The sequence below is a fragment of the Aquabacterium sp. OR-4 genome (assembly GCF_025290835.2).
In the GTDB taxonomy this organism is placed as follows: domain Bacteria; phylum Pseudomonadota; class Gammaproteobacteria; order Burkholderiales; family Burkholderiaceae_C; genus Pseudaquabacterium.
In genome coordinates this window covers 1,262,782-1,288,913 of record NZ_JAOCQD020000001.1, presented here as the reverse complement: position 1 = coordinate 1,288,913, position 26,132 = coordinate 1,262,782, and the positions used below count along the sequence as shown (strand labels likewise).

Genomic DNA, 26,132 nt, shown 5'->3' with positions numbered 1-26,132 from the left:
CCCAGCCCCCATGCCTCGCAAAGCCGTGGACGGGCAGGCCGCGGCGGGCCTGTGAAGCGCCGGGGCTGGACGGTTTGGCGGCCGGCGCGCCGCAGGCGCGCATCGACCCTCTGACTCGCCGGACCTGTGCGCAGCCGGCCGCAGGCAGGCGGAGCTGAATGTACGGCGCGGCCGGCAAGCCGTTCAGTGCCGGGGAGTCGGCCCGCCGGGCCGACCGCTTCAGTGGCCCGCTGCGTCCTGCCCGCCCACGGCTTTGGCGCACCAACCGAGGCAAGCCACCCCTGGGCAGCTCAACACCAGCACCCCAACCCAAGCCAAAACTACTGCTTGCGAACGATCACGCTGCCCACCGAATAGCCTGCCCCGAACGAGCAGATCACCCCCAGATCACCCGCCACCAGATCGCCGTGGTGATGGTGGAAGGCGATGATCGAGCCCGCCGACGCCGTGTTGGCGTACTCGCTCAGAATGATCGGCGCCAGGTCGTCGCCCACCTCGCCAGCCACCAGGCGCTTGATGATCAGCTGGTTCATGCCCAGGTTGGCCTGGTGCAGCCAGTAGCGCCGCACCTGGGCGGGCGAATGGCCCAGCGCCGCCAGGTGGCCCTCGATGTGCGCGGCGGCCATCGGCACCACTTCCTTGAACACCTTGCGGCCTTCCTGCATGAAGGTCTTGTCGCGGGCGTCGGGGTCGGTGTCCTCGCAGCGGTTGAGAAAACCCGCGTTGTTGCGGATGTTGTTCGAGAACTTGGTGGCCAGCCGGGTGCCCAGCACCTGCCAGCGGTCGGACGAGCGGGCGGTGTCGGCGGCTTCCACGATGACGGCCGTGCACACGTCGCCAAAGATGAAATGGCAGTCGCGGTCGCGCCACTCGAGGTGGGCCGAGGTGATCTCGGGGTTGACGATCAAGACCCGCTGCGCGCTGCCGGTGCGCACGGCGTTGGTGGCCTGCTCGATCGCGAAGGTGGCCGACGAGCAGGCCACGTTCATGTCGAAGCCGAAGCCGCCGGCGCCCAGCGCTGCCTGGATCTCGCAGGCCATCGCCGGGTAGGCGCGCTGCATGTTGGCGGCTGCGCAGTACACCGCGTCGATCTCGCCGGCCTCCACCTGGGCGGCCGCCAGCGCCTTGGCCGCGGCATCGACCGCGATCTCGGCCATCAGCGAGATCTGGTCGTCGGGGCGCGGATCAAAGTGCGGTTTCATGCGCCGCGGGTCGAGCACGCCTTCCTTGGCGATCACGTAGCGCTGCTGGATGCCCGAGGCTTTCTCGATGAACTCAACGCTCGAATGCACCAGCGCCTGGCGCTCGCCAGCGGCAATGGCCGCCGCGTGCTGCTGGTTCTGGAGATCGGCATAGGCGTTGTAGGAAGCCACCAATTCTTCGTTGGTGATCGTGTGGGGCGGCCGGTACAGGCCGGTGCCGGAGATGACGACGTCTTTCATGCCGTCAGTGTAGGCCGCGGCCTTCAGCGCGCCACCCGGGGCGGCCCGTAGCGTCCGGGCTGCGGCGGCTCGGGCGCGGGCTCGGGCCCGAGCCGCAGCCAGTGCTGCAGCGTGGTGTACAGCGTGCGGGCGTCCACCGGCTTGGTGACATGGTCGTTCATGCCATGGGCCAGGCAGCGCGCCCGGTCGGCAGCGCTGACGCTGGCGGTCATCGCGATCACCGGGGTGTGGGCATGGTGGGCCATGGCGCGGATGCGCTGCGCGGCCTGCAGCCCGTCGGTGCCCGGCATCTGCACATCCAGCAGGATCGCGGCGTAGGCGGTGTCGGCAGCCAGGGCCACGGCCTCTTCGCCGCCGCCGGCCTGGTCGACCATCAGCCCCACCGAGGCCAGCAGCGCCGCGCCCACCTCGAGGTTCAGTGCACTGTCGTCGGCCAGCAGCACGCGCAGGCCGTCGAACTGCAACGCCAGGGCGCGGCGCATGCTGTCGGCTGAATCGGCAGAGTCGAATCCTGCCAGTTCGTCGCCCTCGTGCTCGCCCCATGGCTCGCGCCCCTGCTCGCGCCCCTGCTCATTCGCCAGCTTGTCTGCCAGGTCGTCTGCACTGTTGTGCGGCCGGGCGGGCCGCGGTGGCCACGGCAACGGGCCGGCGGTGCGTGCTGGCTGCAGCGGCGCTGTTGGTGCCCCTGCGTTGGGGCCAGCCGCAACCGCAGGCGCAGCGGCAACTGCTGCCGCAGCCGGCACGGCCTGGCCCAGCGCCGCCCGCAGCGCCAGCGGCAAGACCGGCTTGGCCAGCACGGCGCTGGCGCCGCTGGCCAGCGCCCGGGCCTGCAGCGCGGCGGGGTCGCGGCCGGTCAGCAGCAGCACGATGGGTCGCCGGCCTTCGCCCAGCGCCAGCGGCAGCAGGCTGCGCCAGGCCGGGGTGGCCGGGTTGGGGTCTTGGCGGCCGTGGCCGGCCGGCGCGTTGGCCACCGCCTGGGGCTCGGGCAGCTCGGCGTCGATCAGCACGACCGCCGGATGCACCGAACCGGCCAGCACGCCCTGCGCCTGGGCGGCCTGGCCCACGGCGCGCACCGTGGCGCCGGCGGCCTCGAGCATGTGGCGCAGCGCGTGGCGGGTGGCGCCCAGGTCGTCGATCACCAGCGCCGGGCCGGCCAGCCGCAGCGCGGGCAGCGGCGCGGCGTCGCTCGCCACGGCCAGGCGCACCGTGAACCAGAAGCTGCTGCCCTGGCCGGGCAGGCTTTCCAGCCCGGCCTCGCCACCCATGGCCTCGGCAATGCGGCGGCTGATGGCCAGGCCCAGGCCGGTGCCGCCATGGCGCCGGGTGAGGCTGGCATCGGCCTGCACAAAGGCATCAAACAGCTGCGCCTGCTGCGCCGCGGCGATGCCCGGCCCGGTGTCGGTGACCGTGAAGCGCAGCCTGCCCGGCTGGGCCGGATCAAGGGCCTCGACGCGCAGGCGCACCCAGCCCTGGTCGGTGAACTTCACCGCGTTGCCCAGCAGGTTGACCAGGGCTTGCGACAGGCGGGTGGCATCGCCGCGCAGCCGCAGCGGCAGCGTGCCGGCCTCGACCAGCAGCTCCAGCCCCTTGCCCCGCGCCGGCTCGATGACCAGATCGATGGCGCGGCGCAGCACATCGTCGAGCGCGAATTCGGCCTCGCTCAGCTCGAGCCGGCCGGCCTCGATCTTGGACAAGTCGAGCACGTCGCTGATCACCGCCAGCAGGTGGCCGGCGGCAGCGCCCAGCTTGTGCAGCCGGTCTTCGTGGTGGGTGCCCGCCAGCTCGCGCAGCAGCATGTGGTTCAGGCCGATGATGGCGTTCATCGGCGTGCGGATCTCGTGGCTCATGTTGGCCAGGAAATCGGTCTTGGCCCGGCTGGCGGCCTCGGCGCGGTCGCGCGCGCGCAGCAGCTCGGCGTTGGCGCGCTCGAGCCGCTGCTCGGTCTGGTGCAGCTCGGTCACGTCGGTCACCAGCACGAACAGACCGCACACGCTGTCGCCCTGCAGATCGGGGATGAACTGGATCCACACCGTGGCCCGGCTGCCGTCACGGCGTTGCAGGTCGTGCTGGAAGTGCTGCGCGCGGCCGGCCAGCGCGGCCTCGATGAACGGGCGCAGGGGTGTGTACACCTCGGCGCTCGAGACCTCGTCGGCGCGGCGGCCGATCATCTGCTCGGGCGTCAGGCCGAACCAGCGCTGGTGGCCGCGATTGGCAAAGCGGCAGCGCTGCTCGGCGTCCCAGTAGCCGATCAGGCCCGGCATGTTGTCGGCCACGGTGCGCAAGAAGGCCTCGTTGTCGCGCAGGGCGGCCAGCGTCTGGGCCAGCGCGCCGGTGCGCTCGGGCGGGCGCGCCTCGGGCTCGGTGCGGATGCGGTGGCGCGGCTCGGGCAAGGGGCTGTGCGGCGGGGCTGCCAGCTCACGCACGATGCACAGCGTGGCGGCCTCGCCGCCCAGCCAGGTGGGCTGCTCCTGCAGCTGCAGCCAGCGTGCGCCGTCGCTGGCGGCTGCGTCGGGTGCGGGCGCCGGCTCGGCCACGTCCTTCGTCAGCGGCTCGGCGTCGCCCGACGCGGGCCGCGGCAACAGACGCAGGCTGTGCTGGCGCACGCCGGCATCCATGGCTGCACCGGCATGGGCCGCGGCGGCGGGCGGCAGGCCCGGTTGATCGCGGTGGCGCTGGCAGATCTGCCGCCACAGCGGGCGGTGCTCGGGTGCCAGGCGCTGCGCCAGGTGTTCGGGGCCCAGGGCCACGGCGCTGGCGGCCGTGCCGAACAGCTGCGCCAACGCCGCGTTGTGGAACAGCAGGCGCTCGCCGCGCAGCACCAGCACACCGTCGCCCATGCCGTCGAACAGCTGGCGCTGCCAGGCCTCCATCGCCAGGCCATGCGCCCGGCTGCGGGCCCGCTCGAAGCGGCGGCGCAACAGCATCACGCCCAGATCGAGCAGCAGCAGGCCGGCCACCACCGCCAGGGCGGCCACCCAGCCCGGACGGCCCAGCCACAGCGCACCGGCCAGCGCCCCACCGCCGGCCAGCGCAGCCGCCAGCAGCGTGATGCGCATGCGGCGCGCACTGTGGCCGGCCACGCCATCGGGCCCGAACTTGCGGCGGCTCAAGGGCAGCACCCCGGGCCCGTGGCAGTCTGACTGCGGGCGGCTGCCGCCATGCCTTGAGCTGCCTGAAAAACCGCCCACGCGCCTGGCCCTGCTGGCAACCGCATCCCCTCCTCCGCACCCGCAACGGGCATTGACCACGTGACCGACCGGCACGCTCGGCCTTCACTCTAGGTGGCACAGGCGCCGCACGTGCGATCAAGCACACGTCAAATGGACGTTATCTTCAATCCTGTGCGTAAGTTGTCAGGTCACTGCAATTTGCGGCTTCTAAGCTGGGGGTTCCCATCCATGTTGAGGAGACAGCCATGAGCCTGCCCCGTGAGGTCTATTTCGTTGCCGCCGCGCGCACCGCCATCGGCACCTTCGGCGGTGCCCTGAAGGACACCGCGCCCACCGATCTGGCCACCCTGGTGGTGAAGGCCGCGCTCGAGCGCTCGGGCGTGGCGCCCGAGCGGGTGGGCCACCTGGCCATGGGCACGGTGGTCACCACCGAGCCGCGCGACTGCTACCTCAGCCGCCTGGCCGCGGTGAACGCCGGCCTGCCCAAGGAGGTGCCGGCCTTCAACGTCAACCGCCTGTGCGGCTCGGGCCTGCAGGCCATTGTTTCGGCGGCGCAGTCGATCGCACTGGGCGATGCCGAGGTGGCCATCGGCGCCGGCTGCGAGGTGATGTCGCGCGGCGCCTATCTGGTGCCTTCGGCCCGTTTTGGTGCGCGCATGGGCGATGTGCAGATGATCGACCTGATGGTGGGCGCGCTGCACGACCCGTTCCACAAGATCCACATGGGCATCACGGCCGAGAACGTGGGCGAGCAGTACGGCATCAGCCGTCAGCAGATGGACGAGCTGGCGGTGGAGAGCCACCGCCGCGCCGCCGCGGCCATCGCCGCCGGGCGCTTCAAGGAGCAGATCGTTCCGGTGATGCTCAAGACCCGCAAGGGCGAGCTGGCCTTCGACACCGACGAGCATGTGAAGGCCGACACCACGATGGACACGCTGGGCAAGATGAAGCCGGCGTTCAAGAAGGACGGCGCCGTCACCGCCGGCAATGCCTCGGGCATCAACGACGGCGCCGCCGCCGTGGTGATGGCCAGCGGCGATGCGGTCAAGGCCCAGGGCCTGAAGCCGCTGGCCCGGCTGGTGGGCTATGCGCATGCCGGCGTCGAGCCCACGATCATGGGCATCGGCCCGGTGCCGGCCACGCGCAAGCTGCTCGAGCGCACCGGCCTGTCGGTGGCCGATCTCGACGTGATCGAGAGCAACGAAGCCTTTGCCGCCCAGGCCTGCGCCGTGGTCAAGGAGCTGGGCCTCGATCCGGCCAAGGTCAACCCGAACGGCTCGGGCATCTCGCTGGGCCACCCGATCGGCGCCACCGGCGCGGTGATCACCACCAAGGCGATCTACGAGCTGCACCGCACCGGTGGCCGCTATGCGCTGGTGACCATGTGCATCGGCGGCGGCCAGGGCATCGCGGCGATCATCGAACGAACCTGAGCCCTCCCCTCTGAGTCGCCGGCGGCGCATCGCCGCCACACAGGGCAGGTAAGCTTGCTGCGTTGCAGCACGCTACCTGCCCTGCTTTCATTTCCGCTGTCAAGTCACTCGCAAGGAGCACACATGAGCATTCGAACCGTCGGCATCATCGGCGCCGGCACCATGGGCAACGGCATCGCCCAGGTGTGCGCGCAAAGCGGCCTGAACGTGGTGATGGTGGATGTGGCGCAGGCCGCCGTCGACAAGGGCCTGGCCACCATTGCCGGCAGCTTCGACCGCCTGATCAAGAAGGACAAGCTGAGCGTGGCCGAGAAGGACGCGGCGCTGGCCCGCATCCAGGCCGGCACCGACTACGCCGCGCTGACGGCCTGCCCGCTGGTGATCGAGGCGGCCACCGAGAACGAGGCGCTCAAGCGCAAGATCCTGGCCCAGTTGGATGCCCAGCTGCCGGCCGAGGCGATCATCGCCACCAACACCAGCTCGATCTCGATCACCAAGCTGGCCGCCGCCACCTCGCGGCCCGATCGTTTCATCGGCATGCACTTCTTCAACCCGGTGCCGATGATGGCGCTGGTGGAGCTGATCCGCGGCCTGGCCACCAGCGATGCCACGCACGACGCGGTGAAGGCGCTGGCCGTGGCCCTGGGCAAGACGCCGATCTCGGTGAAGAACGCGCCGGGCTTCGTGGTCAACCGCATCCTGATCCCAATGATCAACGAGGCCTTCTTCGTGCTGGCCGAGGGCGCCGCCACCGCCGAGGACATCGACGCCGGCATGAAGCTGGGCTGCAACCAGCCGATCGGCCCGCTGGCGCTGGCCGACATGATCGGCCTGGACGTGTGCCTGGCGGTGATGGAGGTGTATGTGGCCGAGTTTGCCGACTCGAAGTACCGCCCGGCGCCGCTGCTCAAGGAGATGGTGGCCGCCGGCTGGCTGGGCCGCAAGAGCGGCCGCGGCGTCTACCGCTACTGAGCGCTGCCCCCGGCCGGCACTGACACCGGTACTGACACCGGCAAGGCGCCGGCGGGCGCGGCAGGCACAGGCGCTGCGCGCAAGGCCAGCAGCGCGGCCAGCGCCGCTTCGTAGTCGTGCAGGGCCAGCGGGCGCGACACGCTGGCGGCCAGGCTGCTGCCACAGTGGCGCAGCAGCGCCGGCTCGATCTCGCGCAGCAGGGCCCCGGCGCGAAAGTCGGCCGCCGCCAGCAGGGCCTGCAACTGGTCGAGCTGCTGTTGCAGCACCGGCGCCATGGGCCGCGGGCCCGCGGCCACGGCCACCGGCGGTGCACCCGCACCGGCCGCTGCCCCGCCAGGGGCCGCGGGTGCCGATGGCGGCAACTGCTGCAGGCGCTCGTACACCGCGGTCACCAGCGAGGCCAGGTCTTCCTGCAGGGTCTGCACCGTCTGCTGCAGGCCGGCGTCGGCCTGGGCATCGTCGCTCAGCGTGTCCACGCGGGCCTCGATGGCGCGGCTTTGCAGCGCCAGGCCGCTGGCACCCACCGCACCACAGGCGCCGCGCAGCGAATGCAGCAGCTGGCGCGCCTCGGTCCAGCGGCCGCTGGCAACGGCCGCATCCAGCCCCTCGATGCCCCGGGCGTAGTGCTCGGAGAACTGGCGCAGCACGCGCTCGTAGACCGCGGTGCGCCCGGGCAGGTACATCAGCGCGCGGCTCATGCTCAGGCCCGGGATGCCGGCAAAGGGGTCGGCCTCGTCGCCCGCGCCATCGGCCGCCGGCAGCGTGCCATCGTGCGGCGCGGCGGCCAGGGCCAGCGGCGCCACCTCGCGCACCGGCAGCCAGCGGTCGAGCATGGCGTACATCAGCACCGGATCGACCGGCTTGGCCAGGTGGTCGTCCATGCCGGCGTCCAGGCAGGCCTGGCGGTCGTCGCCAAAGGCATTGGCGGTCATGGCCAGGATCGGCGTGCGCCCATGCTGGGGCAGCAGGCGGATGCGGCGGGTGGCCGACAGGCCGTCCATCTCGGGCATCTGCATGTCCATCAGGATCAGGTCGTAGTGGCAGGCATCGGCCAGCTCCACGGCCTCGCGCCCGTTGGCCGCCAGGTCAACGGTCAGGCCGGCTGCGCGCAGCAACTCGCCCGCCACCTCCTGGTTGATCAGGTTGTCCTCGGCCAGCAGCACGCGGGCGCCCTGGTGGCGGGCCCGCAGCTGGTGCTCGTGGCGCAGCCGCACCTCGGCCAGGCCGGTGGTGATCAGCGCCGGCGGCTCGGGCGGCAGGCTGTGGTCGTGCAGGCCGCCCGACGGCGGCTCGAAGCGCGCGGTGAACCAGAACTCGCTGCCCTGCCCCGGCGCGCTGCGCACGCCCACCTCGCCGCCCATCAGCTCGGCCAGGCGGCGGGTGATGGCCAGGCCCAGGCCGGTGCCGCCAAAGCGGCGGGTGGTCGAGGTGTCGGCCTGTTCGAAGGCATTGAAGAGCTGGCCGATGCGCTCGGTCGGCACGCCGATGCCGGTGTCGCGCACGGTGAAGCGCAGCTGCACCTGATCGGCCGCCGGCGGGCCGGGCTGAACCTCGGCCACCGGCTCCAGCGTGCACAGCAGCTCGATGCGGCCATGGTCGGTGAACTTCACCGCATTGCTCATCAGGTTGAGCAAGGCCTGCGAGACCCGCGTCGGGTCACCGCGCAGCACGGTGGGCAGGCCCTCGGCGCGCACCAGCAGGGCCAGGCCCTTGCCGCGCAGGCGCTCGCCGACCAGCGCGCACACCCGCGACAGCAAGGCGCCGATGGCGAAATCGGTCTGCGCGATGCGCAGCTTGCCGGACTCGATCTTCGACAGGTCGAGCACGTCGTTGATCACGTCGAGCAGGTGGTGTGCGGCCGCCGACACCTTGTCGAGCCGGGCCTGCGCCACCTCGTCGTGCAGGTCGCGCTGCATCAGGTGGGTCAGGCCGATGATGGCGTTCATCGGCGTGCGGATCTCGTGGCTGACGTTGGCCAGGAACGAGGTCTTGGCGCGGCTGGCCTGCTCGGCGCGGTCGCGCGCGGCGGTCAGCTGCTCGTTCAGCGCCGACAGGCGCAACTCGCCGGCGCGGATGTCGGTGATGTCGGAGGCCAGCACGAACACGCCGGCCACCGCGCCTTCGCTGCCGGCTGCCGGCAGGCGGTCGGGCACGAAGTGCACCCAGAAGCTGCGCGCCTGGCCGTCCGGGCCGGGGTAGTTTTCGTGCCACTGCTGGCCCTGGCCGGCACAGGCCGCGTCAAAGGCCTCGGCGGCGCGCTGCAAGGCAAAGGGCCCCAGCACCTGGTCGCGGCGCAGGCCCACCACCTCGGTGCCGGCCGGCGCAAACCACTGCCGGTAGGCCTTGTTGGCAAAGCGGCAGATGCCGGCGGTGTCCCAGTAGCACACCATGTCGGGCAGGTTGTCGGCCACCGAGCGCAGGAAGCGCTCGCTGGCCAGGCGCGCGTTCAAGGCGTCCTCGAAGGCGCGGCTGCGCTCGGCCACCTGGTCTTCCAGCCGGGCGCGGTGCTCGGCCAGTTCGGCCTGCGCCTGCTTGTAGGCGCTGATGTCGATGACCACCGACACCACGTGGTCGGGCCCGCCGGCGGCGTCGCGCACCATCGAGCTGGTGCGCCGCACCCAGAGCGAGCCGCCATCGGCACGCAGGTAGCGCTTCTCGACGCTGACGCTGCTGAGCTCGCCATCCAGCAGGCGCTGCAATGCCTGCCAGTCGGCCGGGCGATCGTCGGGATGGGTCAGGCTGCGAAAGTCCATGCGCTGCAGCTGCTCGCGGCTGTAGCCGGTGAGCACGCACAGCTGCGGGCTGATGCTGAGCCAGCTGCCGTCGAGCCGGTTCTCGGCGATGCCCACGGCGGGCGTCTCGAACACCGCGCGGCGCCGGCTGTCGCACTCGCGCCAGCGCTGCTCGGCCTGCTGCGCGGCGCTGATGTCATCGGCCTGCAGCACGGCGCCGCCCCCGGCCACCGCCCGGGCACGCAGGCGCAGGCTGCGCCCGGCCCAGCCGCCCTGGCCGCTGAACACGCGCTCCAGCGTCGTGCCGTCAGCGCCGCGGGCCAGCAGCGCGGCCAGATCGAGCGCCCACTGCACGGCCTCGGTGGGGGCGATCAGCGCTGCAGCCTCGCCGCCCTCGGCGGTGCTGGCGGGCTCGGCGGCCACGGCCTCGCAGGACCGGTGGCACAGCGCCAGGTAGTCCTGGCCCGGCTCGCCGCCCATCGGTGGCGCGGCGGTCTGGTCGTCGGGCCGCTGCGCCAGCGCATGCCAGGCGGCATTGGCCTGCACAAGACGCCCGCGGCCATCCAGCAGCGCCAGGCCCGAGGCCACGGCCTCGGTCAACGCGGCCAGGCCGGGCTGGCCCCCGGCCACGCCGGCGGGTGCGTCGGGGGCGATTTGGGCGCCTTGGGCGCCTTGGGCGCCTTGGGCGCCTTGGGCGCCTTGGGCGTCTCGGGCGTCTCGGGCGCCTTGGGCACCCGGGGCGCTCTGCGCGGTTGGCGTGGCTCGTGCAGCGTGTGCGCCCACGGCGACGGCATGGGCTGCGGCCCTGGCCGGGCGTGGCCGGGCCAGCAGCCAGCCCAGCGCGGCGGCGCCGGCCGGCAGCAGCGCGGCGCCCCAGCCCATCGGCCAGCGTTCGGGCCACAGCAGACCGGTGGTCACGGTGATGGCCAGCAGGGCCGGCAGGCGCCAGCGGCTGCGGCGTGCGCTGGCGGACTGGTTTTGCCGCTGCATCAGGCGGCCAGGCCCGCAGCCAGGCCAGGCTCGTCCAGCACGGCAGTGGCCGGCGCCGCCATCAGCGCGGCCAGCGCGTCGAAGCGGGCTTCGAAGGCATCCACAACGGCGGGATCGAACTGCTGGCCACGGCCGTCGCGGATGGCCTCGCGCGCCTGCGCCAGGCTCAGCGCCGGCCGATGGGGCCGCGGCGCCAGCATGGCGGTGAAGGCGTCGGCCACGCTGGTCACCCGCGCCGTCAGCGCAATGGCCAGGCCGGCCAGGCAATCGGGGTAGCCGCGGCCGTCCCAGCGCTCGTGGTGGCTGCGGGCGATCTCGCGTGCGCAGCGCACCAGCGTGGGCTGGGGGCCGTCCTGCACCGTCAGCTGCACCAGGGCGTCGGCGCCCAGCCGGGCATGGGCGCGCACGGCATTCCACTCGCCGGCGTTCAGCGCCTCGGGCTTGGCCAGGATGCGCTCGGGCACCGCGGCATTGCCGATGTCGTGCAGCGGCGCGGCCTGGACCAGCGCCTGCAGCCAGCCCGGCGCATGCGCCTCGGGGTAGACGCCGCTGCGGCGCAACTCTTCACCCAGCACCGCCACCACGCCGGCCACCTGCTCGAGGTGGCGCTGGCCATCGGGGTGGCAGCTGCGCGCCAGCTGCTGCAGCAGACCGAGGCCGCTGTGCTGCCAGCCGGCCGCGGACGGCGCATGCAGCGGGCCGGTGTCGAGGCGCTTGCGGGCCTGCTTCAACGCCACATGGGTGCGCACCCGGGCCAGCAGGCTGGGCGCCCGGATCGGCTTGGTGATGAAGTCGCCCGCCCCCAGGCGCAGCGCATGGGCCTCGCTGTCGGCATCGTCCAGCGCGGTGAGAAAGAGCACCGGGATGGCGGCCGTAGCGGGCATGGCGCGCAGCTGGCGCAGCACCTCGAAGCCGTCGATGTCGGGCATCATCACATCGAGCAGGATCAGGTCGGGCTGCGGGTGCAGCTGGGCCAGGTCGATGGCGCGGCGGCCGCCATTGGCAGCGCGCACCGAGAACTCGGGATGCAGCAGTTCACCGATCACCGTGAGGTTCTCGGGGTTGTCGTCCACGATCAGCACCAGCGCTTGCGCTCCGTGCGTCGGCCACATCGTTGTGCTCCCGCCCATGGCCCGGCCGGCGCCGGGCGTTCCTGGGATAAACGCGGCTGTCGAGCAGCCATCTTGCCCCTCTGAGGCCCACGTTTTTATCACATCAACCCGGCCGGGCCGACCGCCGCCGGCCGGCTTGACGCCCCGTGGTTCAGTGCCTGCTGAACGCTGGGCACAATGCCGGGCGTGACTGCCGAACTGCCCATCGAACTGCCCGCCGACCCACCTGCCATCCTGCCATCCCGGCGCGGACCGCAGCGCATTGTCTGCCTGACCGAAGAGCCCACCGAGGTGCTGTATGCGCTGGGCCAGCAGGCGCGCATTGTCGGCATCTCGGGCTTCACGGTACGCCCGCCCCAGGCGCGGCGCGACAAGCCGCGGGTCAGCGCCTTCACCAGCGCCAAGATCGAGCGCATTCTCGAGCTCAAGCCCGACCTGGCCATCGGCTTTTCCGACATCCAGGCCGACATTGCCGCCGCCTTGATCCGCGCCGGCGTCGAGGTGTGGATCAGCAACCACCGCAGCGTCGACGGCATCCTCGACTATGTGCGCCGGCTGGGCGCCCTGGTGGACGCGGCCGATGACGGGGCGCGTTATGCCGACACGCTCGCCGCGCGGCTGGCGCAGGCGCGCGCGCAGGCCGCGGGCCTGGCGCGGCGGCCACGGGTGTACTTCGAGGAATGGGACAGCCCGCAGATCAGCGCGATCCGCTGGGTCAGCGAGCTGGTGGCGGTGGCCGGCGGTGACGACGTGTTTGTGCAGCGGGCTGCCGCCTCGCTGGCGCGCGAGCGCATCGTGGCCGACCCGGCCGAGGTGATCGCTGCGGCCCCCGACATCATCATCGGCTCGTGGTGCGGCAAGAAGTTCCGGCCCGAGCAGGTGGCCGCCCGCCCCGGCTGGCAGGCGGTGCCGGCGGTGCGCGATGGCGAGCTGCACGAGGTCAAGTCGCCGCTGATCCTGCAACCCGGGCCGGCCGCGCTGACCGACGGCCTGGCCCGCCTGCAAGCCATCATCGGCGGCTGGGCGGCACGCCAGGGCGGCCTGCGGTAGTGGCCGCCGCGGCCGCGCGGCGGGCCGCGGTGTCGCCGACATAGCACACCAGGCCAGCGGCCACCCGGGCCGCGATTGGCTGTCACCCTAGCGGCCATCGCTCGCCGTTCAGCGGCCAAGCTGCGCGAAATGCACCGCAACAGTGCCGTGGCGGCGGGGCAGGCCCGACGGCGCGCCCTTTGCGCAAAAGACCGCTCAAGCCGCAGGGCCTGCCTGCCGACAACCAGCGCAATACCGCGCGTCCCGCCTGGCAGTCATGGGGTTGGGCCGTTCATTGCCCGAGGCTACCGACATGACTTTCTTCCGTGACCTGCGCATTGCGCACAAGGTGCTGCTGCTGGCGCTGGTGTTCGGCCTGTTCACCATGCCGATGGCCGGCATGGTGCTCACCAGAATCTGGAGCGACTACCAGACCGCCCGCACCGAGCAGGCCGGCGTGCCCGCCCTGGGCGCCGTGCTGGGCCTGATGCGCCACACCCAGACCCACCGCGGCCTCAGCGCCGGCTGGCTGGGCGGCAACGACGCGCTGGGCGCCCGCCGCGAAGCGCAGGCCGCCGAGCTTGACAAGGCCTTGGCCACCGCCATGACCGAGACCGCGCGTTATGCCGCCGGCGCGGCGGGCGAGCGCCGCCGCACGCTCGAGCAGGGCTGGCAGGAGCTGCGGCGCGATGTCGCCACACGCGGCCTGCCGCTGCCCGATTCGTTCAAGCGCCACACCGAGCTGGTGAGCATGGCGCAGCGCATGCTGGCCGACGTGGCCGATGGCGCCACGCTGATCCTCGATCCCGAGCCCGGCACCTACTACCTGATTGCGGCGCTGGTGGACACCCTGCCGCGCATCAGCGAGCTGATGGGTCAGGCGCGCGCCACCGGCACGGTGCTGCTCAAGCGCCAGAGCATCACGCCCGCCGAGCGGGTGCGCCTGCAGACCCTGCTCGAGCGCATCGCCCAGCTGGAGCTGGAGTACCTGCGCTATGTCGACCAGCTGGCCATCGCCGACCCCGCCACCGCCAGCACGCTGGCCGCACCGATGAAGTCGGCCCGCACCGCCATCGACCAGGCCGTGGCGATGGTGCGCAGCCAGCTGATCGATCCCGAGACCCCCAACCAGCCGCCGGTGGCCTATTTCGACGCGATGAGCGGCTTCATCGACGCCCAGTACAGCTTCACCGACCTGGCCTTCGCCAGCGTGAGCCGCCAGCTCAACGAGCGCGTGGCCGGCGCACGCAACGAGCTGGTGCTGACCCTTGCGCTGCTGCTGCTGATGCTGGGCACGGTCATGCTGACCGTGGCGGCCATCACCCGCAGCATCGGCCGCGGCACGGCCGGTGCGCTGGCCGCCCTGCAGGCCCTGGCCCGCGGCGAGCTGGACCACCGCGTGCACACCGAGGCGCGCGACGAGATGGGCCAGCTGGCCCATGGCATTGCCCAGGCCATGCGCCAGCTGACCGGCATGGTCAGCGAGGTCAAGGCCAGCGGCAGCGCGCTGGGCACCGCCTCGGCCGAGATCGCCGGCGGCAACGCCGACCTGAGCAGCCGCACCGAGCATGCCGCGGCCAATCTGCAGCAGGCGGCTTCGTCGCTGGAGCAGCTGACCAGCACGGTGCGGCTCAACGCCGACAACGCCAGCCAGGCCACCACGCTGGCCAGCCAGGCCAGCACCACCGCCGGCCAGGGCGGCGCGCTGATGCTGCGTGTGGCCAGCACCATGGACGCCATCAGCGACAGCTCGCGCAAGATCGGCGACATCATCGGCACCATCGACGGCATCGCGTTCCAGACCAACATCCTGGCGCTCAACGCTGCGGTGGAGGCCGCCCGGGCCGGCGAGCAGGGCCGCGGCTTTGCCGTGGTGGCCAGCGAGGTGCGCAGCCTGGCGCAGCGCTCGGCCGGCGCGGCGCGCGAGATCAAGTCGCTGATCGGCCACAGCGCCACCACCGTGGCCGGTGGCGCCGCGCTGGTGAACGAGGCCCGCGACACCATGCAGCAGATCGTGGGCCAGGTCAGCCATGTCAGCAGCCTGGTCGGCGAGATCGGCCGCGCCACGGCCGAGCAGGCCAGCGGCCTGGCCACGGTGAACGCCTCGGTCAGCCAGCTCGACCACTCGACGCAGCAGAACGCCGCGCTGGTGGAAGAAAGCGCCGCGGCCGCCGCCAGCCTGCGCGATCAGGCCGAACGCATGGTGGGCGCCGTGGCGCGCTTTCGCACCGCGGCCTGAGGGCCATCGGGCCTGATGGCCCGCCGGCCTGAGCCGGCTGGCCGCCTCGCGTTCAGCCCGCCCAGTGGTACCAGCGCACGCCTTGTGCGTCGGGCTCGGCGCGCACCTCGCCGCGCTGCACCAGGTGGTTCAGGTGGGCCAGGCTTTCGCCGGTGGCCATGCCCAGCAGCTCGCCCTTGCCGTCGATGGGCCGCGCGAACAAGGCGCCGAACACATCGATGGCGCGGCGCGGCCCTTCGCGCAGCGTGCGTGACAGGCGCTGCAGGCCGCGGTGGTGGCCGCGCATCAGGCGTTGCAGCCGCGCATGCAGGCCGCGAAACGGCTCGCCATGCGCCGGCAGCACCAGCAGATCGTCGCCCAGCGTGCGGTGAAAGCGCTCGAGCGACTCGATCCAGTCGCCCAGCGGATCGGCATCGGGCTCGGTGGGAAACACGCTGACGTTCGACGAGATGCGTGGCAGCACCTGGTCGCCCGAGATCAGCACGCCCAGTGCCTCGCTCACCAGGCAGGCATGCTCGGGCGAATGGCCGCGGCCGACCATCACCCGCCAGTCGTGTGCGCCGATGCGCAGGCTTTCGCCGTCGGCAATGCGGCGAAAGCTCTCGGGCAGCGGGTGCACGTACTTGCCAAAGCCACCGAAGCGCGCGCGGTACACATCCAGCGCCTCTTCGGGCCAGCCGCACTGGCGGTAGAAGCGCACGCCGTCTTCGGGGGCCTCGCGGCCGGTGTCGGCGGCCAGCACGCGGCAGGTCAGGTACTCGAGCCGGGTCATCCACAGCCGGCACTGGAACTTGCGCGTCAGCCAGCCGGCCATGCCCACGTGGTCGGGGTGCATGTGGGTGCAGAAGATGCGGGTGATGCGTGCGCCCTGCGGCGTGGCGGCCAGCGGCCCGTCGGGGGCGATCAGGCCGCGCCACACGGCCAGCGCCTCGGGTGTCTTGGTGCCGGTGTCCACCAGGGCCCAGCCGGGGCCTTGCGCGTCGTCGTCGGCGATCAGCCACAGGTTGATGTGGTTCAGCGCAAAGGGCATCGGCATGCGCAGCCACAGCACGCCGGGCGCCACCTCGCGTGGCTCACCCGGCTGCGGCGGTGCGTCCCAGGGGTAGTCGAGCTTGTAGGGCGGCTCGGCGGCGGTTTCGTCGGGCGTCTCGGGGGGCAGATCGGGCCGGCCGTCGGCCGAAGGGGCGGGAGCAGACATGCGGCGATTGTGCGGCAGCCCCCTGAAAGCGGCTGTCAGCCATCCGACAAGGCATACAGCAGCCGCCGGTAGACCAGGGCGCTGGACAGCAGATCAAGATGGTGCAGGCCCTCGCCCACCCAGCAGGCGGTGGCCGGCAGCGGCGGCACCAGCGCGCTGCGCGGCTGCTGGCCCAGCGCGCTGCGCGGCTGCTGGCCCAGCGCGCTGGCCAGCGGCACCAGGCCATCGCCGCGCCGGGCGCTGTGCAGCCGGCTGCCCAGGCAGCCGGCGATGGCGTGGCAGGCCACGCCGGGCGGCAGTGGTGGCAGTGGTGGCTGCGCGTGGCGCAGTGGCTGCGGTGGCTGCCCTCGGCCGCGGCCGCCCTGCCCGCCCGGCGGCAGCAGATCGCCATGGCGCAGATCGGCCATGCCGGCGCTGCGCCAGCCGGCCAGCCGGGCCAGGGGCGCCGAGGCCGAGCGCAGCCCCAAAACGCGCCGCAGCCAGGAGCCCATGCGCTCGAGCGGCAGGCCCAGCTGCGGCGTGCCCAGAAACACCAGGCGGCGCAGCCGGGCCGGCCAGCGCGCGCCGCCCACGGCCGCCTGGGCGCAGGCGCTGCGGGCCACCAGACCGCCCATGCCGTGGCCCACGATGTCCAGCGCCTGCAGGCTCACGGGCCAGTCGTGCGCCAGCGCCTCCAGCATGTGGTTCAGCCGCGCGCCATTGGCGGCCACCGACAGGCCGCTGTTGTAGCGCAGGTGCAGCAGCGTGGCGCCCAGGTGGCGGGCCAGCAGCGGCCCGTGCTCGTGGCCCTCGCGCTGCCAGCCGGCCTCGTTCAGGCACAGGTCGTGCACCATCAGCAGCACGCGCGGCCGGGCCTGCAGACCGGGCGCCGCCAGATCCAGCGCTGCCGCCTGGTGGCGCCACTGCATGGGCGTGGCCAGCGCATGCTCGGCGCGCTGCAGGTGGTCGCCCAGCAGGCCGTTGAGCACGGCCACCAGGCCCTCGCGCGATGCGCCGTCGCCGGCGGCCACGGCATCCAGCAGATCGCTCAGCGCGTCGATCGGCGCGTGAATCGGCGCGTGGATCAGCGCGGCACTGGCCAGCGCCGGCGTTTGCCATGGTTCGGCGCCTGGCCAGCGGCCGGGTGCGGGCCCGGCGCGCAGCGCGTGCTTGTGACGCATGTTCACCTTCCAGAGGCTGCCGGTGCCCACGCCATCGGGGTGTGCGGATGAAGGCGCGGCGGCGTTCCAGCGGCATTGGCGCCCAGGCGGGCGTGCCGGGGTCTGCGTCAGATCAACGTCAGCGCGGCGTCAGGCGGCGGCCTGGCCCTTGTACATGCCCTCGATCAAGTCGGCGTACTTCTTGTTGATCAGCGAGCGTTTGAGCTTCATGGTGGGCGTGAGCTCCTCGTCCTCGGCGGTCAGGCGCTGCTCGATCAGCCGGAACTGCTTGATCTGCTCGACCCGCGCGAAGGCCTTGTTGACCTTCTCGATCTCGTCGCCGATCAGCGCAATCACCTCGGGTGCGCGGCACAGGCTCTTGAAGTCGCTGAACTGCACGTCGCGATCCTGCGCCCACTGGGCCACGTTGTCCTCGTCGATCATCACCAGGCAGCTGAGGTAGGCGCGCTTGTCGCCGATGACCACCGCGTCGGTGACGTAGGGGCTGAACTTGAGCTGGTTCTCCCACTCGCTGGGCGTGATGTTCTTGCCGCCGGCGGTGATGATGATGTCCTTCATGCGGTCGGTGATGTAGAACCAGCCCTGCGCGTCGACCCGGCCCACGTCGCCGGTGTGCAGCCAGCCTTCGGCGTCGATGGCCTCGGCGGTTTTCTCGGGCAGGTTGAGGTAGCCCGCAAAGCGGTTGCCGCCGCGCAGCAGGATCTCGTGCGTGACCGGCGCGATGCGCATCTCGACGCCCGGCCCCGGAATGCCGATGCTGCCGGGCCGCGTGGCGTCGTACGGGGTCACGGTGCCGCCGCCGGCGGTCTCGGTCATGCCCCAGCCCTCGCGCAGCGGGATGCCGAGCGCCAGGTACCAGCGGATCAGCTCGGGCGAGATCGGTGCCGCGCCGGTGAGCGCAAGGTGCACGCGGTTGAGCCCCAGCATGCGCCGCACATTGCCCAGCACCGCCATGCGGGCCAGCGCGTACTGCAGCGCCAGCAGGCCGCCCGGCGTGGCGCCCTGCTCCTTCAGCGCGGCCACGCGGCTGCCCACGCCGATGGCCCAGCCGTAGGCCAGCTGCTGCAGCCGGCCGGCCTCCTTCAAGGCGATGCTGACGCTGGAGTACATCTTCTCCCACACCCGCGGCACGGCGAAGAACACATGCGGCTGCACCTCGCGCACGTTCTCGAACACCGTCTCGGGGTTCTCGACGAAGTTCAGGATCGAGCGGCGGTAGATCGACACGTATTCGCCGATCAGGCGCTCGGCGATGTGGCACAGCGGCAGAAACGCCACCCGCTCCTCGGCCTCGGGCAGGCCCTGGAACAGGCCCGGGTTGGTGGACGCCAGCACCGCGCACAGGTTGCGGTTGAGCATCATGGCGCCCTTGGGCCGGCCGGTGGTGCCCGAGGTGTAGACCAGCACCGCCAGATCGTCCGGGCCGCGGCTGGCCAGGCGCTCGGCCAGCAGCCCCGGGTGCTGCGCGAGGTGGTCGCGGCCCAGCGCACGCAGCGCGGCCAGGCTGATGACCTGCGGGTCATCGAACTGGCCCAGGCCTTCCATGTCGAACACCACCACCTTGCGCAGGCGCGGCAGCTGCTCGCGCATCTCGAGCCACTTGTCGAGCTGCTCGTCGTCTTCGACGAACAGGAACACGCTGCCCGAATCGGCGCACAGGTACTGCACCTGCACCGCGGCATCGGTGGGGTAGATGCCATTGACCGCGCCGCCCATGCTGAGCCCGGCCAGATCGGTCCACACCCACTCGCGGCAGGTGTTGCTGAGCACCGAGATCACCTCGCCCGGCTGGTAGCCCAGGCTGGCCAGGCCGGCGCCGATCTCGGTGACGATGCTGGCCACCTCGTTCCAGCTGTAGCTGCGCCACAGGCCCAGGTCCTTCTGGCGCATCATCACCGCGTCGCCCATCTCCTGCACGCGGTGCCAGAACATCCTGGCCACCGTGTCAAAAGGCAGGCTTTCGGGCACCCAGCCGGGCCGGGTGGCGGTGACGATGCGGTGGGGGTCGAGTGAAGTGCTCATCGCCAGGTCTTCTTCTTCTTCCAGCGGCGCTCGCCGCGAACGCCGGACTCCTTCATGCCGAGGTAGAACTCGCGGATGTCCTCCTTCTCGCGCAGCACATCGCAGGGGTCTTCCATGACGATGCGGCCGTTCTCGAGCACGTAGCCGTAGTCGGCCGCATTGAGCGCCATGTTGGCGTTCTGCTCGACCAGCAGGATGGTGGTGCCGCGCTCGCGGTTGATGCGCACCACGATCTCGAAGATCTCCTTGGTCAGCCGCGGCGACAGGCCCAGGCTGGGCTCATCGAGCAGGATCAGCTCGGGCCGCGCCATCAGCGCGCGGCTGATCGCCAGCATCTGCTGCTGGCCGCCCGACAGCAGGCCGGCATCCTGGCGCTCGCGCTCCTTCAGGATGGGAAAGTAGCCGAACACGCGCTCGATGTCCTGCGCGATGCCGTCCTTGTCGTTGCGGGTGAAGGCGCCCATCAGCAGGTTGTCGCGCACGCTCAGCAGCGGAAACACCTCGCGCCCCTCGGGCACATGCACCAGGCCCAGGCGCACGATCTCGGCGGGATCGCGGCCGGTGATGTCCTGGCCCTTGAACTGCACCGTGCCGCGCAAGGGGTCGAGCACGCCCGAGATGGTCTTGAGGATGGTGCTCTTGCCCGCGCCGTTGCTGCCCAGCACGGTGGCGATCTCGCCGCGCCGCACCTTCAGGCTGACGCCGCGGATGGCCTTGATCGGGCCGTAGGCGCTCTCCACATTGGCCAGGCTGAGCAAGACCTCATTGGCGGCGGCAGCCGGTGCCGCGGCTTGCAGCACGGCGCTCATTGGACGACCCTCCGCGCGATGCGCGCCGGGATTCGCGCCGGGATTCGCGCCGGGATTCGCGCTGGGGAGCGGCCCGGCGCGCTCATGCCGCCTGCCTCCGCAGCGCGGACACATCGTCCACGGTGCCGAGGTAGGCCTCGATCACGCCGGGATGCGCCTGCACCTCGGCCGGGGTGCCGAGCGCCAGCACCTCGCCCTGGTTCATGGCCAATACGCGGTCGGAAACGCGCGAGACAAGGGTCATGTCGTGTTCCACCATCAGCACCGTGATGCCCAGTTCGGTCTTGATGTCCTGGATCCACCAGGCCATGTCCTCGGTTTCTTCGACGTTCAGGCCCGACGAGGGTTCGTCCAGCAGCAGCAGCTTGGGGCCGGTGCACAGCGCCCGCGCCAGCTCCACCACCTTGCGCTTGCCGTAGGGCAGGCCCGCCACATGGCTGTCGCGGTAGTGCTGCAGGTCGAGCAGGTCGATCACCTCCTCGGCACGGCGGCGCGCGCTCAGCTCGGCGCGGCGGGCAGCGGGCAGAAACAGCAGGTTGTTCCAGAAGCCGGCGCGGCAGTGGATGTGGTGGCCGATCAGCAGGTTCTGCAGCACCGTGGCGTGCTCGAACAGCTCGATGTTCTGGAAGGTGCGTGCAATGCCCAGCGCCGCGATGGCATGCGGCGCCAGCGCATCGAGCGGCTGGCCGTCGAAGGCCAGCGATCCGGTGGTGGGCTGGTAGATGCGGCTGATCAGGTTGAACACCGTGGTCTTGCCGGCGCCGTTGGGCCCGATCAGCGTGAACACCTCGCCACGCTGCACATCGAAACTGACCTTGTTGACCGCCAGCACGCCGCCAAAGCGCACGCTCAGATCCCTGGCTTCCAGCAGCGCGCTCATTTCAGCCTCTCTGACTTGGTGTAGCTCTTTTGACGCTTGAACATGCCCTTGCGGTAGAACGGGAACAGCTGCAGCCAGGTGCGCACCTTGAGCCAGCGGCCGTACAGGCCCATCGGCTCGAACAGCACAAAGCCCATCAGCACCAGGCCGTACACCACCGCCTGCAGGCCCGTGGCCTGGCCGATGGCCGGCGGCAGCCAGTCCTTGGCCACGGCAATGCCCTGCGGCATGGCGATCAGGAACACCGCGCCAAAAAACGCGCCGTGTACCGAGCCCAGGCCGCCCACCACCACCAGCAGCAGCAGGTCGATCGACTGGGCAATGCCGAACTGGTCGGGCGAGATGAAGCTGAGCTTGTGCGCATACAGCGCGCCGGCCAGGCCCACGATGGCCGCTGACAGCGCAAACGACAAGGTCTTGTAGCCGGCCAGGTGGATGCCCATGCTCTGCGCCGAGATCTCGCTGTCGCGGATGGCGATGAAGGCCCGGCCGGTGGACGAGCGCAGCAGGTTCATCACCCCCAGCGTGACCACGGCACAGGTGCCCAGGGCAATGAAGTAGAAGGCCGTGGACGAACCCAGATCGAGCCCGAAGAACTGCGGCTTGACCACGCTGAGCCCGGCATTGCCCTTGGTGACGCTTTCCCAGCGGGCCAGCACCTCCTCGACGATGAAGCCGAAGGACAGCGTGGCGATCGACAGGTAGATGCCCTTGACCCGCAGTGCCGGCAGCCCCACCACCACGCCCACCGCGGCCGACAGCAGCGCCGCAAAGGCCATGCTCACCGGAAAGGGCCAGCCGCGCGCCGCCAGCACCGCCTCGGTGTAGGCGCCCACGCCCAGAAAGGCGGCGTGGCCGATGGACGCCAGGCCGGTGTAGCCCGACAGCACCATCAGCCCCAGGCCGGCAATGGCGTACACCAGCATGAAGCTCAGCTGGCTGAGCGCATAGTCGCCGGCCCACAACGGCGCGCTGATGGCCGCCAGGCCCAGCAGGCCGTACCAGAAGCTCTGGCCGCTGTGCTCGACGAGCCGGATGTCCTGCTCGTAGCTTGTCTTGAAGAGAAAGCGCATGTCTTGTTCTTCTTCCGGTCAAACCTTCTTGCGCATCGCGCCGCCGAACAGGCCGTTGGGCTTGACCACCAGCATCACCAGCACCACCACATAGGCCGCAATGTCCTTGAAGCCCTCGGGCAGGTAGAAGCCGGCAAAGGCTTCGACCAGGCCGATCACCAGCCCGCCCACCACCGCGCCCGGCAGGCTGCCGAAGCCGCCCACCACCGCGGCCGGAAAGGCCTTCAGGCCGATGAAGCCCATGTTGGCGTGCACGAAGGTGATCGGTGCCAGCAACAGCCCGGCGGTGGCCGCCACCGCGGCCGACAGGCCCCACACCAGGCCATTGAGCCGGCGCACGGGAATGCCCATGTAGTAGGCCGCCAGCTGGTTCTGCGAGGCGGCCTGCATCGCGATGCCCACCTTGCTGTAGCGGAACATCAGGAACAGCAGCGCGCACAGCAGGCCGGTCATGCCGATCACCGCCACCTGCTCGACGCTGATCACCGCCCCGGCGATGGTGAGCACCTGGCCCTTGTAGGGCACGGCGATGGTGCTGGTCTCGGTGCCGATCTCGGGCAGCATCGAGATCAGGCCGCGTGCGGTGTAGCCCACGCCGATGGTCAGCATCACCACGGTGAACTGCGGCTGGCCCAGGATCGGGCGGATGACCAGGCGCTCGAGCGCGATGCCCAGCGCCAGCATGCCGGCCACCGCGGCCGGCGCGGCGGCCCAGTACGACCAACCGCCCCACTGGATGAGCACCAGCGCGCCAAAGGCGCCCAGCATCATCAGCTCACCCTGGGCGAAGTTGACGGTCTCGGTGGCCTTGTAGATCAGCACGAAGCCCAGCGCGATGAGGGCATAGATGCAGCCCAGCGATGTGCCCGATACCAGCAGTTGCACGAACTCCAAGCGCCTTCTCCTGCGGCAGACCAGTGCCGCCAGTCGCAACGATGGGCGCGAGACTAGGGGCGCCGTGGCGGGCTGTCTTGTGCATACATGCTGCCCGCCGCTCGGCCCCGTGCATCACGGGGAAAGCCCCAGGGTGCGGGCCTCAGTGCAGCGCCAGCGGGGCGTGCGGGCCCGGCGTGCCGGTATCGGGCTCGGCCGCTGCGGGCGTGGCGCTGGTGGCGCTGGTGGCGCTGGTGGCGCCGTTGGCGTCCGGGCGCGGGGCCTCGGTCGCGCCCAGGGCGTCGCGCAGGCGGTCGGCCTGCACCACGGCGGCGGCCATCTCGGGCGTCAGCGGGCGGGCCAGCAGGTAGCCCTGGCCGAACTGGCAGCCCATGCGGCGCAGCTGGGCCAGCTGCTCGGGCGTCTCGATGCCCTCGGCGATCACCGTCTTGCCCAGCGCATGGCCCAGCGTGAGCACGGCGCGCACCACCTCGGCGTCCTTGGCGTCGGCGTTCAGGCGCTGCACGAAGGAGCGGTCGATCTTCAGGCTGGTGATCGGCAGCGTCGACAGGTACGACAGCGACGAGTAGCCGGTGCCGAAGTCGTCCACCGACAGGCCCACGCCGATCTCGCGCAACTGCGCCATCACCTGCAGCGCGGCGTCCAGCCGGTGCATCAGCGTGCTTTCGGTGATCTCCAGTGTCAGCTGGCCGGGTTCGAGCCCGTTGGCCAGCAGCGCGGTGGACACGCGCGACACGAAGTTGCCGCGGCACATGTCGGTGCCCGAGACATTGACATGCAGGCGCGGCCGCGCGCCCTGCCCCTGCAGCCGCTGGAACTCGCGCAGGCGCTGGCAGGCGCTGGCCAGCACCCAGTCGGTCAGCGGAGAGATCATCGCCGCGTCCTCGGCGATCGGGATGAAGGTGGCCGGCGGCACCGCGCCCAGCTCGGGATGGTCCCAGCGCACCAGGGCCTCGAAGCTGTCGATGCGGCCGGTGGACAGGTCGTAGATCGGCTGGAAGGCCAGTGCCAGCTGGGCCTGCTCGATGGCGCGGCGCAGATCGCGCTCGAGGTTCACCTGGGCGGCCAGCTGTGCACGCAGGCTGGCGTCGAACAAGGCGGTGCGCGCACGCCCGGCCGACTTGGCGCGATACATCGCGATGTCGGCGTCACGCAGCACGTCGCCGGGCGTGTCGTAGCCCACGGTGCTGAACGTGATGCCGATGCTGGCGCTGCTGTTGACCTCGGTGCCATCCACCAGGTAGGGCTCGGCCAGCATGCGCTGCAGCCGGTCGGCCATGGCCAGCGTGGGCGCCTCGTCGGCCATGCCGTCGATCAGGATGGCGAACTCGTCGCCGCCCAGCCGGCCCACCGTGTCGCCCGGGCGCACCGCCTCGCGGATGCGCTGCGCCACCATCGTCAGAAAGCGGTCGCCGGCGCTGTGGCCCAGCGTGTCGTTGATCAGCTTGAAGCGATCGAAGTCGAGGTACATCACCGCGAAGCCGTAGCCGGCATCGCGCTTGCTGCGCGCGATGGCCTGGGCCAGGCAGTCGCCGAAGCGGATGCGGTTGGCCAGCGAGGTGAGGCCATCGTGGTAGGCAATGTGCTGCAGCTTGGCCTCGGCCTCGCGGCGTGCGCTGATGTCCTGCACCTGCAGGATCAGGCAGGGCTCGCTGGCATGGCGGTCGGCAAAGTGGCCGCTGTGCACGGCCACCGTCACCGCGCTGCCGTCGGCACGCAGGCAGCGCAGCTCCACGGCGGCGGCGTCGACCTCGATCTCGGCCTCAGGCCCGGTGTCGGGGTCGGGCCCGTCGGCCTGCTGCCGCGCCGCGCCGGCCTCGACCAGGCCGCGCCACTGGCGTTCGAGCAGCGGCAGGTCGTCGCGGTGCACATGGCGCTTGAAGTCGCGGCTGGTCAGGTCGTCGTCGCCACAGCCCAGCAGCTGGGCCAGCGCCGGGTTGGCCTGCAGCACCCGGCCATCGGCCGAGACCAGGGCCATGCCGATGGCGGCATGCGAAAACGCGCTGTGAAAGCGCCGCTCGCTCTCGCGCAGCTGCTGCAGGTGGCGCGCCGACTGGGCGGCCTCGCGCTCGGCGGCCTCGATGCGCTGCGCATGCGCCTTCTCGTCGCTTTCGCGCTGGCGGAAGTGGTAGTGCAGCATCACCAGCAGCGCGATGATGATCGGCACCGCGGCCGCCATCACGCCCACGCCCGAGGCCTTGAACACCAGGTACAGCAGGCCCGCCAGCAGCGCGCTGGCCGCGTAGGTGGTGCCCACCCAGCCGAAGTTCTGCACAAACTGGTTCCAGCGCAGCGGCTCGTTGCGCTTGAGCTGCGGCACCAGCGAGATCAGCGAGGTGTTGAGCAGAAAGTGCCCGATGGCGGCGGTCATGGCCAGCAGCAGCACCAGCGCCTCGGCCACCGCGCTGCGGGTGCCCAGCGCGTCGGTGGCGGCCTGGAAGGCCGAGCCGGTGAGCATCATCGACAGGCAGGCGGTGGCCGGGCTGATCAGGCGGCTGGTCCAGCGCTTGCTGGTGCGGGTGGCACCCACCAGGGCCTCGCCGGCCGCGGCCAGCGCGGCCGCTGCCGGCCCGTGCAGCAGCAGCAGCAGCATGATGAACAGCTCGCCGGCGGCAAACGAGTTGCGCGAACCCGGGATGCGCACCGGAAACAGCCCCGCCAACATGGCGATGGCACAGCCCACGCCCACCTGCAGCAGCACGCCCGGGCCCACGCCGGCCAGGCCGGCCACGGCCAGGCCCAGCGCCAGGCTGCCCAGCGTCAGCACGCTCCACCAGTAGGCCGTGGCGCGCGGGTTGTAGTCGGGCATCAGCGCCGCATGCAACCAGCGCCAGGGGTTCTGCGCCTCAGTGGGGGGATCGGGCTGGGGTGTGGGCATCAGAGTACCAGCGCCGCCGCAGGCCTGCCGTGCCGAGAATCGGCCAGCAGCGCAAGGACGCTCTGCCAGGGTTGTCGGCCACGGGCGGGCCTGGCTTGA

General features: G+C 71.4%; 16 protein-coding genes. 4 read left to right on the top strand and 12 right to left on the bottom strand.

Annotation, left to right across the window (positions count from 1 at the left end; genetic code table 11):
• Positions 1–320 precede the first annotated feature (320 nt).
• Positions 321–1,442, bottom strand: coding sequence for a beta-ketoacyl-ACP synthase III (locus N4G63_RS05460; protein ID WP_260785711.1), 1,122 nt, complete (start codon positions 1,440–1,442; stop codon positions 321–323).
• 23 nt (positions 1,443–1,465) lie between these two features.
• Positions 1,466–4,552, bottom strand: coding sequence for a response regulator (locus N4G63_RS05455; protein WP_260785712.1), 3,087 nt, complete (start codon positions 4,550–4,552; stop codon positions 1,466–1,468).
• Between the two features lie 305 nt (positions 4,553–4,857).
• On the opposite strand from N4G63_RS05455, the gene N4G63_RS05450 reads away from it, so the two are divergent.
• Together N4G63_RS05450 and N4G63_RS05445 are read left to right on the top strand one after the other, a co-directional pair.
• The gene (locus tag N4G63_RS05450; RefSeq protein WP_260785713.1) at positions 4,858–6,045 is read left to right on the top strand and encodes an acetyl-CoA C-acyltransferase family protein; all 1,188 of its coding nucleotides are present in this window, start codon (positions 4,858–4,860) and stop codon (positions 6,043–6,045) included.
• A gap of 123 nt (positions 6,046–6,168) precedes the next feature.
• On the top strand, positions 6,169–7,017 hold the full coding sequence (locus N4G63_RS05445) for a 3-hydroxybutyryl-CoA dehydrogenase (RefSeq protein ID WP_260785714.1): 849 nt from the start codon (positions 6,169–6,171) through the stop codon (positions 7,015–7,017).
• Here the strand turns inward: N4G63_RS05445 and N4G63_RS05440 are convergent.
• A complete protein-coding gene (locus N4G63_RS05440; RefSeq protein ID WP_260785715.1) occupies positions 7,011–10,739 on the bottom strand; it encodes a hybrid sensor histidine kinase/response regulator in 3,729 nt (1,242 codons plus the stop codon). The genes N4G63_RS05445 and N4G63_RS05440 overlap by 7 nt on opposite strands.
• Positions 10,739–11,851, bottom strand: coding sequence for a response regulator (locus N4G63_RS05435; RefSeq protein ID WP_260785717.1), 1,113 nt, complete (start codon positions 11,849–11,851; stop codon positions 10,739–10,741). The genes N4G63_RS05440 and N4G63_RS05435 overlap by 1 nt, the downstream gene beginning before the upstream one ends.
• A 177-nt stretch (positions 11,852–12,028) precedes the next feature.
• Between N4G63_RS05435 and N4G63_RS05430 the strand changes: the two genes are divergently transcribed.
• Positions 12,029–12,901 carry an ABC transporter substrate-binding protein gene (locus tag N4G63_RS05430; RefSeq protein WP_443112008.1) on the top strand — a complete coding sequence of 291 codons (873 nt, stop codon included), beginning with the start codon at positions 12,029–12,031 and terminating at the stop codon, positions 12,899–12,901.
• A gap of 292 nt (positions 12,902–13,193) precedes the next feature.
• On the top strand, positions 13,194–15,119 hold the full coding sequence (locus tag N4G63_RS05425) for a methyl-accepting chemotaxis protein (protein WP_260785718.1): 1,926 nt from the start codon (positions 13,194–13,196) through the stop codon (positions 15,117–15,119).
• 52 nt (positions 15,120–15,171) lie between these two features.
• Here N4G63_RS05425 and N4G63_RS05420 read toward each other — a convergent pair whose 3' ends face one another.
• From N4G63_RS05420 to N4G63_RS05385, 8 genes are all read right to left on the bottom strand, one after another.
• Positions 15,172–16,317: an MBL fold metallo-hydrolase gene (locus N4G63_RS05420; protein ID WP_260785719.1), complete on the bottom strand. Its 1,146-nt coding sequence runs from the start codon at positions 16,315–16,317 to the stop codon at positions 15,172–15,174.
• Positions 16,318–16,352: 35 nt separating this feature from the next.
• A complete protein-coding gene (locus tag N4G63_RS05415; RefSeq protein ID WP_260785720.1) occupies positions 16,353–17,477 on the bottom strand; it encodes a DUF7379 domain-containing protein in 1,125 nt (374 codons plus the stop codon).
• Positions 17,478–17,606: 129 nt separating this feature from the next.
• The gene (locus N4G63_RS05410) at positions 17,607–19,409 is read right to left on the bottom strand and encodes an AMP-dependent synthetase/ligase (RefSeq protein WP_314599731.1); all 1,803 of its coding nucleotides are present in this window, start codon (positions 19,407–19,409) and stop codon (positions 17,607–17,609) included.
• Between the two features lie 86 nt (positions 19,410–19,495).
• Positions 19,496–20,308: an ABC transporter ATP-binding protein gene (locus N4G63_RS05405; protein ID WP_260785721.1), complete on the bottom strand. Its 813-nt coding sequence runs from the start codon at positions 20,306–20,308 to the stop codon at positions 19,496–19,498.
• Positions 20,309–20,390: 82 nt separating this feature from the next.
• Entirely contained in the window at positions 20,391–21,188 is a 798-nt protein-coding gene (locus tag N4G63_RS05400; RefSeq protein WP_260785722.1) for an ABC transporter ATP-binding protein, read from the bottom strand.
• Positions 21,185–22,261, bottom strand: coding sequence for a branched-chain amino acid ABC transporter permease (locus tag N4G63_RS05395; RefSeq protein ID WP_260785723.1), 1,077 nt, complete (start codon positions 22,259–22,261; stop codon positions 21,185–21,187). Before N4G63_RS05395 ends, N4G63_RS05400 begins: the two co-directional genes overlap by 4 nt.
• Positions 22,262–22,279: 18 nt before the next feature.
• Positions 22,280–23,155, bottom strand: coding sequence for a branched-chain amino acid ABC transporter permease (locus N4G63_RS05390; protein ID WP_260785724.1), 876 nt, complete (start codon positions 23,153–23,155; stop codon positions 22,280–22,282).
• 142 nt (positions 23,156–23,297) lie between these two features.
• Entirely contained in the window at positions 23,298–26,033 is a 2,736-nt protein-coding gene (locus tag N4G63_RS05385; RefSeq protein WP_260785725.1) for a putative bifunctional diguanylate cyclase/phosphodiesterase, read from the bottom strand.
• Between the last annotated feature and the right edge of the window lie 99 nt (positions 26,034–26,132).

Coding starts and splice junctions, on each gene's coding strand:
- N4G63_RS05460 (WP_260785711.1), bottom strand. CDS start 1,442: ATGAAAGACGTCGTCATCTCCGGCACCGGCCTGTACCGGCCGCCCCAC.
- N4G63_RS05450 (WP_260785713.1), top strand. CDS start 4,858: ATGAGCCTGCCCCGTGAGGTCTATTTCGTTGCCGCCGCGCGCACCGCC.
- N4G63_RS05445 (WP_260785714.1), top strand. CDS start 6,169: ATGAGCATTCGAACCGTCGGCATCATCGGCGCCGGCACCATGGGCAAC.
- N4G63_RS05440 (WP_260785715.1), bottom strand. CDS start 10,739: ATGCAGCGGCAAAACCAGTCCGCCAGCGCACGCCGCAGCCGCTGGCGC.
- N4G63_RS05435 (WP_260785717.1), bottom strand. CDS start 11,851: ATGTGGCCGACGCACGGAGCGCAAGCGCTGGTGCTGATCGTGGACGAC.
- N4G63_RS05430 (WP_443112008.1), top strand. CDS start 12,029: ATGCCGGGCGTGACTGCCGAACTGCCCATCGAACTGCCCGCCGACCCA.
- N4G63_RS05425 (WP_260785718.1), top strand. CDS start 13,194: ATGACTTTCTTCCGTGACCTGCGCATTGCGCACAAGGTGCTGCTGCTG.
- N4G63_RS05420 (WP_260785719.1), bottom strand. CDS start 16,317: ATGTCTGCTCCCGCCCCTTCGGCCGACGGCCGGCCCGATCTGCCCCCC.
- N4G63_RS05415 (WP_260785720.1), bottom strand. CDS start 17,477: ATGCGTCACAAGCACGCGCTGCGCGCCGGGCCCGCACCCGGCCGCTGG.
- N4G63_RS05410 (WP_314599731.1), bottom strand. CDS start 19,409: ATGTTCTGGCACCGCGTGCAGGAGATGGGCGACGCGGTGATGATGCGC.
- N4G63_RS05405 (WP_260785721.1), bottom strand. CDS start 20,308: ATGAGCGCCGTGCTGCAAGCCGCGGCACCGGCTGCCGCCGCCAATGAG.
- N4G63_RS05400 (WP_260785722.1), bottom strand. CDS start 21,188: ATGAGCGCGCTGCTGGAAGCCAGGGATCTGAGCGTGCGCTTTGGCGGC.
- N4G63_RS05395 (WP_260785723.1), bottom strand. CDS start 22,261: ATGCGCTTTCTCTTCAAGACAAGCTACGAGCAGGACATCCGGCTCGTC.
- N4G63_RS05385 (WP_260785725.1), bottom strand. CDS start 26,033: ATGCCCACACCCCAGCCCGATCCCCCCACTGAGGCGCAGAACCCCTGG.